The following is a 15,353-nucleotide window of genomic DNA, read 5'->3' on the forward strand; positions in this document are numbered from 1 at the left end:
TCGCGCCCCAGCCGGGCAGCCACCCAGTCGCCGAGCCATAGGGCGAGGTGGGGAGGTGGTGCCAGGTACACCCCCGGACGGTCCGCACCCCCCGTGACCGGCCGGGGGCGCGCGGTCAGACTGAGGGCGTTGACTGACGGTGCCGGATCACCGGGACCGACGGGACGGACCGCCGAGAGGGACGCAGGATGAAGGTACGCAAAGCGCTGTTGGCCTGTGTGCGGGGGCTTGCCCTGGCCCCGCTCACGCTCGCGGGCTCCATCACGCTGTTCACGTTGTTGGTCGTGTCCGTGTGTCTGATCCCGCTGGGCGTGGGGGTGTTCACCACCCCTCTCCTGGTCCGCACGGTGCGGGCGCACGCCAATCAGCGCCGGCTGCTGGCCGCCACCTGGTCCGATGTGCGGATCCAGCTGCCGTACCGCCCGCTGCCCGCCGATCGGCGCTCCGGGATCACCGGGCAGGTGGAGCTGTGCACCTTCCTGCTGAAGGACCCGGCCACCTGGCGGGATCTGCTGTGGCTGGCCGTCGACATGATCGCCGGCTTTGCCACCGCGCTGCTGGCCTTCGTCTTCGTGCCGTACGGGATCGAGGGGTTCGTCCTGGCCGCCGGGGTGTGGAAGCCGATCGTGGACGCGGGCGGCACCTACTGGTACGGGTTCCTCCCCATCGACTCGCTGTGGACCGCCCTGCTGGCCGTCCCGGTCGGCATCGGGTTCATGGCACTCGGGGCGACCGTCTCCCCCCTCCTGCTGCGCGGCCACTTCCAGCTCGCGCGCGCCTTCCTGGACCCGACCCCGCAGATGGCGCTCGAGCAGCGGGTGCAGCGGCTCACCGAGACCCGGCATGACGCCGTGGACACCTCCGCCGCCGAACTGCGCCGCATCGAGCGCGATCTGCACGACGGCGCCCAGGCCCGGCTCGTCGCCATGGGCATGAGCCTGGGCACCGTGGAGGCCCTGATCGAGAAGGACCCGGCCAAGGCCAAGGAGCTGCTCGCCGCGGCCCGTACGAACTCCGCCGAGGCCCTGGCCGAGCTGCGCGACCTGGTCCGCGGCATCCATCCGCCCGTCCTGGCCGAGCGCGGCCTGGGGGACGCGGTGCGCGCACTGGCGCTGCGGATGGCGGTGCCCGTGGAGGTGGACGTGGATCTGGCGGGCCGAGCCGATGAACCGGTCGAGTCGGCCGCGTACTTCGCGGTCAGCGAGGTGCTGACCAACGCGGCGAAGCACGCGGGCGCCTCGCGGATGTGGCTGGACGTGCACCATACGGAGGGCATGCTGCGCATCACCGTGACCGACGACGGCCGCGGCGGCGCGCAGATCACCCCGGACGGCGGGCTGAGCGGGGTCGAGCGGCGGCTGGGCACCTTCGACGGGGTCCTCGCGGTCAGCAGCCCGACCGGCGGGCCCACCATGGTGACGATGGAGATCCCCTGCGCCCTCTCGGCGCAGGGCGCCGCCAGATGACCCGCCGCCGGGGAAAATCCGGCGGCGGGACGCGCCGCCCCGGTGTTAGCGTGCCGATGCCGGCCGCGGGACTCCGGTGCGACTCCCGGAACCCGCCTGCTGAGCGACGATTCGCAGTTCGTGCCCCATTCCCCGGCCGGCTCCCGCACCCCGTCGCCGGAGGCCCCCATGGAGACGCTGGCCGATCTGGTCGCGGCCGAGGACGTCCTGCTCTTCGTGAACGCGGCCATCACCTCGACGGGCCAGCGGGAATTCCACTCCGCCACGGGCGAGCAGCGCATGTCGCTCGACTTCCTGCCCAGCGTCTTGCCGCCCTTCCGCCGCCCCGGGTCTACCGGCTGTTCCGCGCGCTGCGCCGGGCCGGGGTCAACAACCGCCGCACCGGCGAGACCATCACCCACGAGGACGGCCGTCTGGCCTACCTCAAGACCTTCCGCCTCTCCGAGGCCCAGACCCGGCGCGGCCATCTACTCACCCTCCTCGCCGCCCACGACTGGCACTTCGGCGCGACTGCCGACGCCCTGGGGGTGAGCCGCGACCAGCTCGCCTCCCGTGTGGAGCACGCGGGGTTCGGCGCGCTGCTGCGCCAGGACATACGCGACCACTACCGCGCGGCGGCGCGCGGGACAGCGCCCTGACGAGCCGGCTGCGCCGTCGCCCTGACCGCCGCCGCCCTGCTCTCCGCGCGCGCTCAGTCAGTGATGTACCAGTCGTCCTTCATGTACTCCAGGGTGCTGGTCCCGATCTCGTTTTCGGAGAAGGTGACGGAGGCCTTGACCGCATCGGCCGGAATGTCGATCTTGGCGGGGCTTCGTACGACGACCTTCTGCGGGTCGACCGTCGCGGTCTGCAGAGCCTTCTTCTGCGTAGGCGAGATCATCTGGAACGTGACGAGGAACGTGGACGTGCACGGACCGAACCCCTGGTCCTCCGCCTGCTTCGCCGCGGGCCCGGCCACCTCGCAGACCGTCTTGATGTCCTCCCGGCCCACGGCGTGCAGATACTCCTCGTACCGCCGGATCGCCCCTTCCTGCGTCCTGGGCGCGGCCTGGTCCGTGGGCTGGTCTGTGGGCTGGTCCGTGGGCTGGTCCTTGGGCGGATCCGTCGGCGGCTTGTCGGCGGGCCCGCAACTGTCGTTGGTGAAGATGCCCGACAGCAGACGCCCCGGGCGCGGGCCCATCGGCCCGTTGAATCCGCTCACATGCTGCTGCGACCCCCACCACCCGGCGTACCCCCACCACGGCTCGCGATTGACAGGGCGGGCGTGCTCCCAGGTGCGCCACTCGGCGCCGCCCTTCGAGGGCCGATCGAGCGTGCCGTTCACCCACTGGTTCTTGTCGGTCGGATAGGAGCCGTGTGAACCACGCGCCGAGTACACCGTCGGATGCCCGTCCTGCGGATCCAGTTCCGACCACTTCACGCCGCACGTGTCCTTGCCGTGCTTCGCGAACGTCACCGCCTCCGGCTTGCCGTCGCGCAGCTGGACCGCGACGCGCTCCCAGTCGCCCTCGTGCCGGTTGCCCGGGATCAGGTTGTTGTAGGCATAGAAGAACCAGTAGACGTACGCCGCGCGCTTCGGGTCGGTCTTGTGGTTGTGGTACTCCCAGTAGACCGGCGCGTCAGTGCCCTCGCCCTTCCGCACCTCCTTCGGCGGGTCGAGATAGAAACCGCCGTCGGCCTCGGTCGAGGTGTGCCACTTGTCCCCGTGTCCGGGGCAGGACACCGGCTGGGACGAGGACTTCCCCGGCTGCACGTCCGCGTGCTTGTAGGGGCTGTCCTTACTCCCCAACCGCCGCGGGTCGGGCGGATCGGCCACCGGTCCCTCGTCACGGCAGAAGCCGTCGTGGTCGAAGCGCAGCGCGGACCGCCCGATGAACCGCGTCGCGTCCATCGGCAACAGCGACTCCCCCTTGGCCAGCCGCACCAACGGCGCGAACCGCGCGGCCTCGGCCGCGGACCCCTTAGAAGGCTCCGCCCCCGTCCACTCCTTCTCCTTCTCCGGCCCGCACGCCACCAGCGCCACCGAAAGCGACACCGCCACGCCCACCATCACCCGCATCCGACCCGGCACCGGCTCCCCCTTCGTTCGTCCGCCACCAGCCAGCAGCACGTCAAGAGGACATCACGCGGAATCCGGCAGAACGGTTCCCCGCGCGGGGCGCCCAACCCACAGGGCCGCCCCGCGCGGAAGCCTTCCCCTTACGCTCAGCCGTGCGCCAACCCCCGGCCGCCCTCGTCGTCGGCCTCGGCCTGGACCGGCTGGGGCAGGGCCGAGCCCGAGTCCCATACGGTGACGCGGAAGTCCGGGGGCTTCGGCTGCCAGTCCACGCTGACGTACGAGTCGGTGGCGGTGTTGCGCGGGGCGTTCGTCGTCAGCTCGGAGCCGAGGAGTTCGGCGGTGTCGACGAGAACTCGCTGGGGCTGATCCAGCGCATCCTCGACCGCCCGGGCCGCTGATCCCCTCCCGCCCACCGCACAGCGGTACATTCGTCGGATTCGGTCACGTCCCCCACCCCAGGGGCCCGACGAAGTCATGGAGCCGCCGTGCGTGTTGTGGTCGCCGAGGATCTGTTCCTGTTGCGGGACGGGCTGGTCCGCATGCTGGAGGCGTACGACTTCGAGGTCGTGGCGGCCGTGGAGAGCGGGCCCGAGCTGAGCAAGGCGCTGGCGGAGCTGGAGCCGGATGTCGCGGTGGTGGATGTGCGGCTGCCGCCGTCGTTCAGCGACGAGGGGCTGCAGTGCGCGCTGGGGGCGCGGCGGGCGCGGCCGGGGTTGCCGGTGCTGGTGCTGTCGCAGCATGTGGAGCAGCTGTACGCGCGGGAGCTGCTCGCGGACGGCAGTGGGGGCATCGGGTATCTGCTCAAGGACCGGGTCTTCGACGCCGATCAGTTCATCGACGCGGTGCGGCGGGTCGCCGCGGGGGGCACGGCGATGGATCCGCAGGTGATCTCGCAGCTCCTGGACCGGCGCGCCCAGGACAAGCCGCTGGGGCGGCTGACGCCGCGGGAGCTCGAGGTGATGGAGCTGATGGCGGAGGGGCGGTCGAATACGGCGATCGCGGCCAAGCTGTTCGTCACCGAGCGGGCGGTGGCCAAGCACACCTCCAATATCTTCGGAAAGCTCGGTCTGCCGCCGTCGGACGACAACAACCGCCGGGTGCTGGCGGTGCTGGCCTACCTGGACCGCGGCTGATGGTCCACGGCCCCGGGAACCGGCACCTCCCCGTGCGCCCCATTGCTCCCACCCCATAACGCTGGTTAAGTGCCTTCTCCATACGACGCATTGGCCGTTGTCCGATGGGGGGCGCATGAGCGACCTGAGCAGACGCACGCTGATCGGAACCGCCGGAGCACTCGGGGCCGGGGCCACGCTGGGGAGCCTCGTCCCCGCGGTGGCCGATGAGCCGCACGACGCACAGGACACCGCCGTGACCGCATTCGACACCGCCCCCGCACGGGCCGCCCTGCGGCGGCTGCTGCCGGCGCACGCCGAGCAGTTCCGGCTGGTGGCACTGGCGAGGCGGGGCGATGAGGAACGGTTCGAGGTCGACGGATCCGCGGGGCGGGTGACGGTCTCCGGCACCAGCCCGGCGGTGCTGCTCACGGGCGTGCACTGGTATCTCAAGTACACCTGCCACGCCCAGCTCACCTGGTCCGGCGATCAGCTGAACCTGCCGGAGAAGCTGCCCGCGCCCGCCCGGCGCCTCACGCGCTCGACCGCGCTGCCGCACCGCTTCGCGTTCAACGACACCCATGACGGCTACACCGCGCCGTTCGCCGACTGGGACCGCTGGGAGCACCTGATCGACGTCGCGGCCCTGCACGGCTGCAACGAACTGCTGGTCACCGCCGGTCAGGAGGCCGTCTACCACCGGCTGCTCCAGGAGTTCGGCTACACCGAGACCGAGGCGCGCACCTGGCTCCCCGCCCCCTCCCACCAGCCGTGGTGGCTGCTGCAGAACATGAGCGAATACGGCGGCCCGGTCTCCACCGCGCTCCTGGACAAGCGCACGGAGCTGGGGCGGCGGATCGCCGACCGGCTGCGGGAGCTGGGCATGCGGCCGGTGTTCCCCGGCTACTTCGGCACCGTCCCCGACGGCTTCGCGGACCGCAACCCGGAGGCCCGTACGGTGCCGCAGGGCGACTGGAACGGGCTCAGGCGGCCCGACTGGCTCGATCCGCGCACCGAGTCGTTCCGGAAGGTGGCCGCCGCCTTCTACCGCCACCAGCGCGAACTGTTCGGCGAGGCCGGGCTGTTCAAGATGGATCTGCTGCACGAGGGCGGCGACCCCGGCGACGTCCCGGTGCCCGAGGCCGCCCGCGCCGTGGAGACCGCGCTGCGGACCGCCCGCCCCGGCGCCATCTGGGTGATCCTCGGCTGGCAGGAGAACCCCCGCCGCGATCTGCTGGACGCCGTCGACCACGACCGGATGCTCGTGGTGGACGGGCTGTCGGACCTGGACACCGTCACCGACCGGGAGAAGGACTGGGGTGCGGTGCCGTACGCGTTCGGCACCATCCCCAACTTCGGCGGCCGCACCACGATCGGCGCCAAGACCCATATGTGGACGAAGCGGTTCACCGTATGGCGGGACAAGCCGGGCAGCAAGCTGGTGGGCACCGCCTATATGCCGGAGGCGGCCGAACGGGATCCGGCCGCGTTCGAGCTGTTCAGCGAGTTGGCGTGGCGGGAGGAGGCGGTGGACCGGGCGGAGTGGTTCCGCTCGTACGCCGATGTGCGCTACGGCGGACGGGACGCCAAGGCCCGGGAGGCGTTCGCCGCGCTGCGCGACACCGCGTACGAGATCAGCAGCAAGGACGGCCGCCCGCATGACTCGGTCTTCGCCGCCCGCCCCTCCCTGACCGCCCGTTCGGGCACCAACTACGCGACCCACACGCCCGCCTTCGACCCGGCCGGTTTCGACGTGGCCTTCGCCGCGCTGCTGGGCGTCCGCGCCGGGCTGCGCGACAGCGACGCCTACCGCCACGACCTCACCGATATCGCGCGGCAGGCGCTCGCCAACCGCTCCTGGCAGCTCATCCCCCAGCTCCAGGACGCCTACGACCGTAAGGACCGCACGGCCTTCCGGACGCTGGCCCGGCTGTGGCTCAAGCTGATGCGGCTCAGCGACGACATGACCGGCGCCCACCGGCGGTTCCTGCTGGGTCCGTGGCTCGAGGACGCCAAGCGGATGGCGTCGGGCGAGGAGGAGTCGGCCCAGCTCGAGCGGGCCGCGCGCACCCTCATCACCACCTGGGCGGACCGCGCCACGGCGGACGGCGGCAAGCTGGCCAACTACGCCAACCGCGACTGGAGCGGCCTCATCGCCGACTTCCACCTCCCCCAGTGGCAGTCCTATCTGGACGAGCTGGAGGACGCGCTGGCGGAGAGCCGCCCCCCGCGCTCCTTCGACTGGTTCGCCGTCGAGGAGCCGTGGACCCGGGAGCGCACGAGCTATCCGGTGCGGCCGACGACGGACGCCCACCGCACCGCCCAGCGGGTGTACGAGGCGCTGGCCAAGGCCCCGTACCAGGGCACGCTGACCGTCACCGCCGAGCCCGCCGCCCTGCCGCCCGGCGGCACCGCGACCCTCACCGCCGCCCTGCGCAACGTCAACGGGCTGCGCCCCACCGGCCGCGTCGACTTCGACCTCACCGTGGCCGGGCTTGACCCGGACCCGGACGGGCCGACCCGGCTGCCCGGCGTCCCCGCGGGCGGCACGGGCGAGGTCCGCTGGCGCGCGACCGCGTCCGACGAGCCGCTGGAGCACCCGCTCGAGCCGCTACCGTACGAGCTGGGCGTCACCTACGGGCCACGGGGCGAGGACCGGGTGCGGGCCGTGCGCGCCGGGACGCTGTGGATCGCCGGACCGCTGGCGGACGGCTTGCGGACGGTCACCAACAGCGGTGCGGCCTTCGGTCAGCTCGACGAGCGGTTCGCGATCGACGGCGCGGGCCAGGACCTGTGGAAGGGCACCGCCGAATTCGGCTCCGTCTACCGCGACGGCGTCCTTACGGTGGGCACGGCCATCACCGTGAAGGTGACCGCCCAGGCGGCCACCGGGCCCTGGGCGCGGGCCGGGATCATCGTCCGCAACGACCTCGCCACGGCGGGCTCCCCCGGCTTTGTGAACCTCTCCGTCACCCCGGCCAACGGGGTCGTCCTGTCCTACGACTCGGGCGGCGACGGCACGCTGGACACCTACCAGCGGATCACCGGCGTCAAGGCGCCCGTCCTGCTGCGGCTGACCCGCACCGCGGCCACCTCCTACACCGGCGAGCTGTCCACCGACGACGGCACGACCTGGCGGAAGGTGGCCACCGTGACGGCGCCGGGCGCGACGGCCGCGCAGGACGCCGGGATCTTCATGACGGCGGCGAACGGCGGCACGGGCGCCCGGGGGACGGTCGAGTTCAGCGGCTGGAAGACCAGTACGCCGTAGCGGGTTGGCGTCAGTGGCGGGGCGGGGCTCGGGGGGTGTCCGGCGGGACTTGACGCCTGCGGCGGGCTGTCCCCTCCCCGCCCCTTCCCTCAGCATCGATATGCGGCTCCGCCGCGTGGTGGGGCTCCGCCCCGGACCCCGGCCGTACGGGCCCGCATGGGCGCGGGCATTGGCCCGGTCATCCGCCGCGCCGCGCGCCGACGCGATCAGCCCGCCGGTGCGGGCGTTCACGGCGCAGACGGTCGGCTCGTCGACGCCCGGGGTCCAGGAGCGAAGCCCCTGCCACGCGCCGGAGCGCATACCGATGCCGCGGGAAGGGGCGGGAGGGGAAAGGAACCGGCCGCAGGCGCCAAGTCCCGCCGGACACCCGTAGGTGACCAACCCGGCCCGCCACTCGTTCACGAAGCGTGGACCAGCACCAGGCGACAGTCGCCCCCGACGACGAGACCACCGGCCTGATCGACGTCGAGCAGGCCGAGGCCGCCATCGTCGAGCACTACCCGCGGCTGGTGCGGCTCGCGTATCTCATCCTGCCGCCGGGCATCGGGCGCACCCGCCGGGTGCTCGCGGCGCACGCCCTCGCCCAGCGCGCGCTGCCCCGCAACCGCGGCTACGGCATGGGCCCGGACCCGCACCCCGATGTCGAACTGCCCTGGCAGCGCGGGACGAAGGGCCCGGGGGCCGACACCGGCTATGCGTATGTGCGGCTGCGGGTGCTGCGTCTGGCGCTGCGCGCCGCCCGGCCGCGGCGCTGGTGGCAGCGGCCCCCGGCACTGCCGCAGGTGTTCGGGCTACGGCTGTTCCCGCGCTCCGGCGGGGCCGATGAACTCGCCCTGGAGCGTGCCCTGTCGGAGCTGTCCGGGCCCGGCCGCGCCGCGTACGTACTGCTGGAGCTGGAGCAGCTCGGCGAACAGGCGACGCGCGCGCTGCTGGGCACCGCGGGGGTCGCCGACCCGCGGGCCGCGCTGGACGAGGCGGAGTCGGTACCGGAGCAGACCGGCAGCCAGGACGAATCACTGCTGGAGTCCCCGGAGTTCGACCCGTGTTCGCTCCAGGCGCGGCCCACCGATCTGATGCGCCGCCGTCAGCATGTGCGCGCGGTGCTGGTGGCCGTCGTGGCGCTGGTGGTGTGCGGGACGCTGCTGGGCGTGCCGGGGCGGGGCTGGGGGCCGACCGGCGCGGCCGCGCCCTCGTACGCCCGTAATCCGTCCTCCGAACGAGCCCTGGACCCCGCGCGGTTGACGCGGGCCGCGCACGACGCCTGGCGCACCGCGTCCCGCGCCGGCTTCTCCTCCTGGCCCGCGCGCGGCGACCGCGTCCGGGACACCTCGCTGCTGCGCCGCGCGCTGGCCGTCTGGGCGCGGCCGGGCCGTTCGGTGCGCGTGTCGGCCACCATGGGCACGCAGTCCGGGCCGCCCTCGGGGCCGCCGCAGCTGCTGTTCGCGGGCGAGGTGGACCAGGCCACGGTGGTGCTGCTGTACGACGGGCTGCGGGTGGCGCGGTACGCGGAGGCGGGCGAGGGCGGTGCGGCCGCGCTGGACTTCGCCCGGCTGGACGCGGCCGACGCGGCCACCTCGACCGCACTGGTCCTCAGCCGCACGGACGGCAACGTCCGCTATCTGACCGCCCCTTGGGTACGTCATGCCTGGGTGCGGGATCTGCTCCACCCGGGCGGGGCGCCGCGTCCGCTGCACCGCACCGGGCACGGGGTGACCGACCCGGTGCGCACCATTCCGCAGCTCCGGCCCTGCCGTGGCTGGCCCGCGCTGCAGTTCGGCTCCCGGCTCGTGGCCGACCTGGGCGAACTGGCCCCGGCCCGGCTCACCTACGGCACCCCCGGCGCCGGTGTGCGCGATGTGGCGGGGTGGGCGGCCCGTGCGAGCTGGGCCAGGACCGGGTGCCGGCTGGCGATGATGCGCGGGCGAGGGGTGCGCTCGGTCAACTCCTGGCGGTTCGCCGCCCAGGCCCTGCCGGAGGCGGGCGGCCACGCGGCCTGGCTGTGCACCCGCGCCGACACCTGGCGGGACACGGGCAGCAAGGTGCTGGCGCAGTTCCAGCCGTGGGACACCCGGCGGGGCGCGGCGGGTGCGGTCGTCTCCAGCGCCGACAACTCCCCCGCCTGCGGCCCGCGCGAGCCGCGGGTGCTGGCGGGGGTGCTGTGGAAGGCGCGGTCCGGCCGGTGGTATCTGCTGGCCGCCGGAAGCCGTCAGGTCACGGGGATCGTCGCCACCGGCGGCGTCCGGGGCCGCTCTTACGGCCGCGGCCTGACCCTCCCCGCCAAGGCGGGTGCCCGCGCCGACCTCAGGGCCCGGCTGACGGACGGTGGCCGGCTGAGCCCGTTGCGCTAGGGGGTGTCCGGCGGAGCTTTCCCCTCCCCGCCCCTTCCCGCAGCGTCGATATGCGGCTCCGCCGCGTGGTGGGGCTCCGCCCCCGGACCCCGGGATCCGGGGGCGGAGCCCCTGCCAATCCAGCCCCTCCGGCGATTGAGGAGCGGGATCCGGGGCGGAGCCCCGGCGGGGTCCAGGGGCGCAGCCCCTGCCACGCGGTCCGCCGGGCCCCCGCCTAGCCCCCGGCCGCGTAGACGGCCACCGTACGGCCGGGCACCGTAAAGGTGCCGCTCGCGCGCTCGTACCGGGACGTCTTCACCGTCGCGTCGGCGCCGTGCGCCTGGATCGGGTGGAGGGCGTACGGGCTCCCGGCCAGGGCGGGGACGGTCTGCGACTGCCGGGACGGGGTGGCGTTGAAGACCACGACCAACCCGCCGAGCCGCATGGTGATGACGCCCGGCGTCTCCCCCGTCCCGGACAACGGGAAGGTCAGGGCCTTCTGCACCCCCTCCGCCGTGGCCTGGCTGAACGCCTTCTCGGTGGTGCGGATCCGCAGCAGATCCCGGTAGGCCGCCGAGGCGCCCGTGATCTCGGGGCAGCCGGGGCGCACCGCCGGGTTGGTCAACAGGGGCTTGGCGTAAGGCCACTTGGGCTCGTTGTCCGCCGCCGGGGGCAGTCCCCGGCCGAAGCCGTTGCCGGACGCGCAATCCCAATGGATGGCGTTGAACCAGTCGCCGCTGTCGAAGGAGTTGCGGTCCAGGGACTTCGAGCGCAGCAGGTCGGTGCCGGCCTGGCTGAGCGCCGGGCCCTGGGAGAGGGTGGCGGTGGCCAGGGCCAGCACCTGCGCCCGGGCCCGGTCGGCGGCCGAGGCGGCGGCGGGCAGCTTGTAGGCGAGCGCGTCGTAGAGGGTTTCGTTGTCATGGGCGTCGGCGTAGGCGAGCGCGTCGCCGGGGGCGGCGGCGTAACCGGCCGGGGAGCCGTTGTAGTCGACCTCGGAGCCCTTGACCCGGCGTCCGCCGGTGTCGGTGAAGGTGTAGTCGGCGAGATTGCCGGAGAGCCCGACCTTGATCAGGTCCTGGGCGTGCAGCAGCCGGGCCCGCTGCTCGTCCGGGCTCCCGTTCGCGGGAGACCCGTTGGGGTCGGTCAAGAGCCCGGAGGCGAAGCCCTGGACGCGGGGGTCCTCGTCGAACGGCCCGCCGCCGCGCACCGCGTCCCGCGCCCGGTCGCTGAAGGTGGCGATGCCGGTGCCGGCCATATTGCGCTGGGTGGCCTGGACGAAGCGGGCGTCGTCGGCCACCTCGCCGAAGTTCCAGCCCTCGCCGTAGAGGATGATCGACTTGCCGTCCACCCCGTCCTTCGCGGGGGTGAGGGCGTCGAGGGCCTTGCGTACGGCCAGGATGTTGGCCTTGGGGTGGTGGCCCATGAGGTCGAAGCGGAAGCCGTCGACCTTGTACTGCCTGGCCCAGGTGACGATCGAGTCCACCACCAGCTTGCCCATCATCGCGTGCTCGGGCGCGGTGCCGGGGCAGCAGGTGGAGGTGGCCACGCCGCCGTCGTCCAGCAGCCGCTGGTAGTAGCCGGGCACGATCCGGTCGAGCACCGACTTCTCGTCCTGCCCGGCGGCCACGGTGTGGTTGTAGACCACGTCCATGACGGTGCGCAGCCCGGCGTGGGCCAGGCCCTGCACCATCTGCCGGAACTCGCGGGTGCGGGCCGGGCCGTCCGGGTCGCTCGCGTAGGACCCCTCCGGCACGGTGTAGTGCAGCGGGTCGTAGCCCCAGTTGAAGCCGTCCTTCGCGGCCGTCTCGGCCACGCACTTCTGCTGCTGGTCGGAGTCGGCGGGCAGGGCGGCCAGCTCGCAGCCGGGCCGGGCCTGGTCGGACCGCCGCTCCGGGACGGTACCGAAGTCGAAGGCGGGCAGCAGGTGGACGTACGAGGTGCCGGACCTGGCCAGCCGCCCGAGGTGCCGCATCCCGTCCGAGTCGCGGTCGGTGAAGGCGAGGTACTGGCCGGGGTGGGCGCTGGTGCGGTCCGCGCTGGAAAAGTCGCGGATCTGCAGTTCCTGGATACGGGCGTCGCGCAGCGGGACGGCCGCGGGCTTCTTCAGCGACGCCCAGCCGGCGGGGGCGAGCCGGGGATCGGCCAGGTCGGTGACCAGGCTGCGGGCGGAGTCGGCGGTCAGAGCGGTCGAATAGGGGTCGGTGACCTCGTTGGTGACGGTCTTCCCGACGCTCGGCGCCCAGACCTTGACCCGGTAGCGGTAGGGCTTGTCCCGCCACTCGGGTCCGCCGGTCACGCTCCACACCCCGCTGCCGGGGTCCCGCCGCATGGCGACGGTGCGCCCGTCGAGGTCGAGCGACACGCTCCGGGCGGTCGGCGCCCACACCGAGAGGGTGGGACGGGCCCCGTGGAAGACCGGGCCGAGGCGGGCCGAGCGCGCCCGGTCCGCGTAGAGGTCGTCCAGGACGCCGGGGATCTGCACCCCGGTGCGGTGCAGTACGTGGTCGTGGTCGTCGGCCGCGCGCTGGACGGCGGCGAGCGGGCCGCGCAGCGCGGTGGCGGCCTTGCCGCGGTCGCGTGGGTCGAGGCGATAGGCGGGGCGCCCGGCCAGATGGGGGTAGGCGGCCCTCTGGGCATCGGTCAGGGAGGCCGGAGTCAGCCGCAAGGTACCGCCGTCGGCGTAGCTCAGCTCTTCGACGGTCGCGGCGGTGTGCTCGGCTTTCCACACGACGGTGGCGCGGTCGATCCACTGCGCCTCGGCGGGCGTCGCCTCCGCGGTGGCGGGCGTCGCGGCCCGGGCGGTCTGCGATACGGCGGGCACGGCCGCCGCGCCCAGGGCCAGGGTGGCGAGCGCGGCGGCGGTGCGAAAGAGGGTGGCTCTCGGGGGTTTCACGGGGCTGGTGGCTCCTTGAGGTGTGGTGCGGGCTCCGCGCCCCCGCCCCCGCTCCCTGGGCGGGGCCGGAGGCGGCCTCCGGCCCCGCCCGGGGAGCGGGGAGGACGTCGGGGGCGATTCGATGCCCGGGGCAGGGGCAGGGGCAGGGGCGGAGCCCGGGGCCTGGTGCGGTACCTGATGCCCGGGGCGACGGCCGGGCAGGCGGAACCCGGGGCCCGGGGCCGTGCCCGGGGCCCGAGGCCGGGGCCCGGGGCCCGAGGCCGGGGCCCGAGACCCGAGGCCGGGGCCCGAGACCCGAGACCCGAGGCCGGGGCCCGAGGCCCGAGACCCGAGACCCGAGACCGGGGCCGGGGCCCGAGACCCGAGGCCCGAGACCCGAGGCCCGAGACCCGAGGCCGTGCCCGGGGCCCGAGGCCCGAGGCCGGGGCACGGGGGACGGGCCGAGCCCAGCCCAGGGGCAGAGCCCCGGGCCGAGCCCAGCCCAGGGGCAGAGCCCCGGGCCCAGCCGGACCCCCGGGCCCAAGCCGGAACCCCCGGGCCAGGGGCGGAGCCCCTTGCCTCCGGGCCCGTCGGTGAAGGCCGCGGCCTACCCGCAGCTACGGGCCCCGGTGTGCAAGGCCACCGCCGTATTCGCACCCAGCGTGGCGGTGAACTTCCCCGAGGAGTCGACCGTCACGGCCTTGCCGCTCTGCACATCGCAGTAGCCGCCGGCCGGGAGCGAGGTCTGGAAGGTCTGGGTGAGGGAGCCGCTTTCGTGGTTGATGGCCACGTACGCCTTGTCACCGCGTCCGAAGGCGATGGCGTTGCTGCCGTTGTCCCACCAGTTGGTCACCGATGCGCCCCGGGCGGTGTTGCGGAGGGCGACCATGCTCGTGATCTCGGGCCACTTGTGCTGGCACTTCCAGCCGTCCTGGTAACAGGCGCCGACGGTGCCGCCGTTCGGCGGGCCCGCGTCGCTGTCGCTGAACTCGTAGCCGGAGTGGACGTCCGGGGAGCCGTAGGGCCAGGCCAGCATGAAGACGTTGGCGAGGGTGTAGTCGGCGCCGTTCTTGTAGGTGAGGGTGGAGCCGTTGCGCTCGGTGTCCCAGTTGTCGACGAAGACACCGGACTGGCCGCTCGCCATATAGCCCCAGCCCTCGCCGAAGTTCTTCAGATACGCCAGCTTCTCGCCCTGGAACACCCGCTTGAGGTCACGGCCGTAGCGGAACTCCTGCACATCGCCGTTGGGCAGATACTCCGTCGGGGAGACCGCCTCGCCCTCGCCGTAGATGACCTCCTGCTTCCAGTAGACGCCGGGGTCGCTCAACTGGCTTTTGATGGCGGCCAGGTCCTCGGTCGGGATGTGCTTGGCGCCGTCGACGCGGAAGCCGTCCACGCCGAGCGAGAGCAGGTCGTTCAGGTACTGCGCTATCCGGGTGCGGACGTAACTCTCACCGGTGTCCAGGTCGGCCAGGCCCACCAGCTCGCAGTGCTGCACGTTCCAGCGGTCCTGGTAGTTGCTGATCTGCGAGGTGCAGTCGTCCATGTCCTGGGCCTGGTAGATCCCGGGATAGCCGTACTTGGTGTACGAGGAGCCGCCGGTGCCGGTGCCGGATCCGGCGGACATGTGGTTGATGACGGCGTCGGCGACCACCTTGACGCCCGCCGAGTGACAGGTGTCGATCATGTTCTTGAAGGCGGTGCGGTCGCCGAGCCGCCCGGCGATCTTGTAGCTGACGGGCTGGTAGGAGGTCCACCACTGGCCGCCCTGGATGTGCTCGGTGGCAGGCGACACCTCGACATAGCCGTATCCGGCGGGGCCGAGGGTGCTGGTGCACTCCTTGGCGACGGAGTCGTACTTCCACTCGAAGAGTTCGGCGGTGACGTCCTTGGTACCGGGCGGTGTCGCCCGCGCGGTCTGGGGCAGGGCGACGAGCGCCGCCGCGCTCGCCGCGAGGGCGATTGCGGTGGCAAGGGGGATACGGCTGCTGGCCATCGTTCCTCCGTGGGGGGAGTTCGGGGGTGCCGATTGAGCCTCGTACGGCAACGCGCCATGCCCATAAGGCCAGTTGAAGGTTCTTGCTGCAAGACGTCAGTGGGGGGTGGTGACGGGAACGTACTCGCGAGTTTTTGTAGTTGCAAGACCTTTCGCAAGCAATTGCGGCGGTGTTACGTTCAACCACGTTCTCCGGTCCGGCCGGCCGGGGGTCCAGTCAATGGGCCTCACGCGCCCGGCCGGTCGGATC

Annotated in this window: 7 protein-coding genes and 2 pseudogenes; 5 read left to right on the top strand and 4 right to left on the bottom strand. The window is 73.1% G+C overall.

What is annotated here, in order from left to right; all coding sequences use genetic code 11:
* Positions 1-188: 188 nt before the first annotated feature.
* Together CGL27_RS15140 and CGL27_RS51975 are read left to right on the top strand one after the other, a co-directional pair.
* Positions 189-1,466, top strand: a complete 1,278-nt coding sequence (locus CGL27_RS15140) for a sensor domain-containing protein (protein ID WP_119987341.1) — start codon at positions 189-191, stop codon at positions 1,464-1,466.
* 168 nt (positions 1,467-1,634) lie between these two features.
* Positions 1,635-1,849 (top strand): annotated as a pseudogene (locus tag CGL27_RS51975) (hypothetical protein); the annotation flags it as partial.
* Between the two features lie 308 nt (positions 1,850-2,157).
* Here CGL27_RS51975 and CGL27_RS15155 read toward each other — a convergent pair.
* Both CGL27_RS15155 and CGL27_RS15160 read right to left on the bottom strand, forming a co-directional pair.
* Positions 2,158-3,537: a PT domain-containing protein gene (locus tag CGL27_RS15155; RefSeq protein WP_240450501.1), complete on the bottom strand. Its 1,380-nt coding sequence runs from the start codon at positions 3,535-3,537 to the stop codon at positions 2,158-2,160.
* A 134-nt stretch (positions 3,538-3,671) separates the two neighbouring features.
* A complete protein-coding gene (locus tag CGL27_RS15160) occupies positions 3,672-3,938 on the bottom strand; it encodes a hypothetical protein (RefSeq protein WP_240450502.1) in 267 nt (88 codons plus the stop codon).
* A 72-nt stretch (positions 3,939-4,010) separates the two neighbouring features.
* On the opposite strand from CGL27_RS15160, the gene CGL27_RS15165 reads away from it, so the two are divergent.
* From CGL27_RS15165 to CGL27_RS15175, 3 genes are all read left to right on the top strand, one after another.
* Positions 4,011-4,658 carry a response regulator transcription factor gene (locus CGL27_RS15165; protein ID WP_119987347.1) on the top strand — a complete coding sequence of 216 codons (648 nt, stop codon included), beginning with the start codon at positions 4,011-4,013 and terminating at the stop codon, positions 4,656-4,658.
* A gap of 115 nt (positions 4,659-4,773) precedes the next feature.
* On the top strand, positions 4,774-7,908 hold the full coding sequence (locus tag CGL27_RS15170; protein WP_119987349.1) for an alpha-N-acetylglucosaminidase: 3,135 nt from the start codon (positions 4,774-4,776) through the stop codon (positions 7,906-7,908).
* Positions 7,909-8,315: 407 nt separating this feature from the next.
* Positions 8,316-10,256, top strand: a complete 1,941-nt coding sequence (locus CGL27_RS15175) for a hypothetical protein (RefSeq protein WP_119987351.1) — start codon at positions 8,316-8,318, stop codon at positions 10,254-10,256.
* 214 nt (positions 10,257-10,470) lie between these two features.
* Here the strand turns inward: CGL27_RS15175 and pulA are convergent, their stop codons facing one another.
* Positions 10,471-13,128: a pullulanase-type alpha-1,6-glucosidase gene (gene pulA, locus CGL27_RS15180; protein WP_119987354.1), complete on the bottom strand. Its 2,658-nt coding sequence runs from the start codon at positions 13,126-13,128 to the stop codon at positions 10,471-10,473.
* 589 nt (positions 13,129-13,717) lie between these two features.
* Positions 13,718-15,103: pseudogene (locus tag CGL27_RS15185) on the bottom strand (alpha-amylase family protein); the annotation flags it as partial.
* Positions 15,104-15,353 lie beyond the last annotated feature (250 nt).

Origin of the sequence: Streptomyces sp. 11-1-2 (assembly GCF_003595545.1) — a bacterium.
Lineage (GTDB): Bacteria > Actinomycetota > Actinomycetes > Streptomycetales > Streptomycetaceae > Streptomyces > Streptomyces hygroscopicus_B.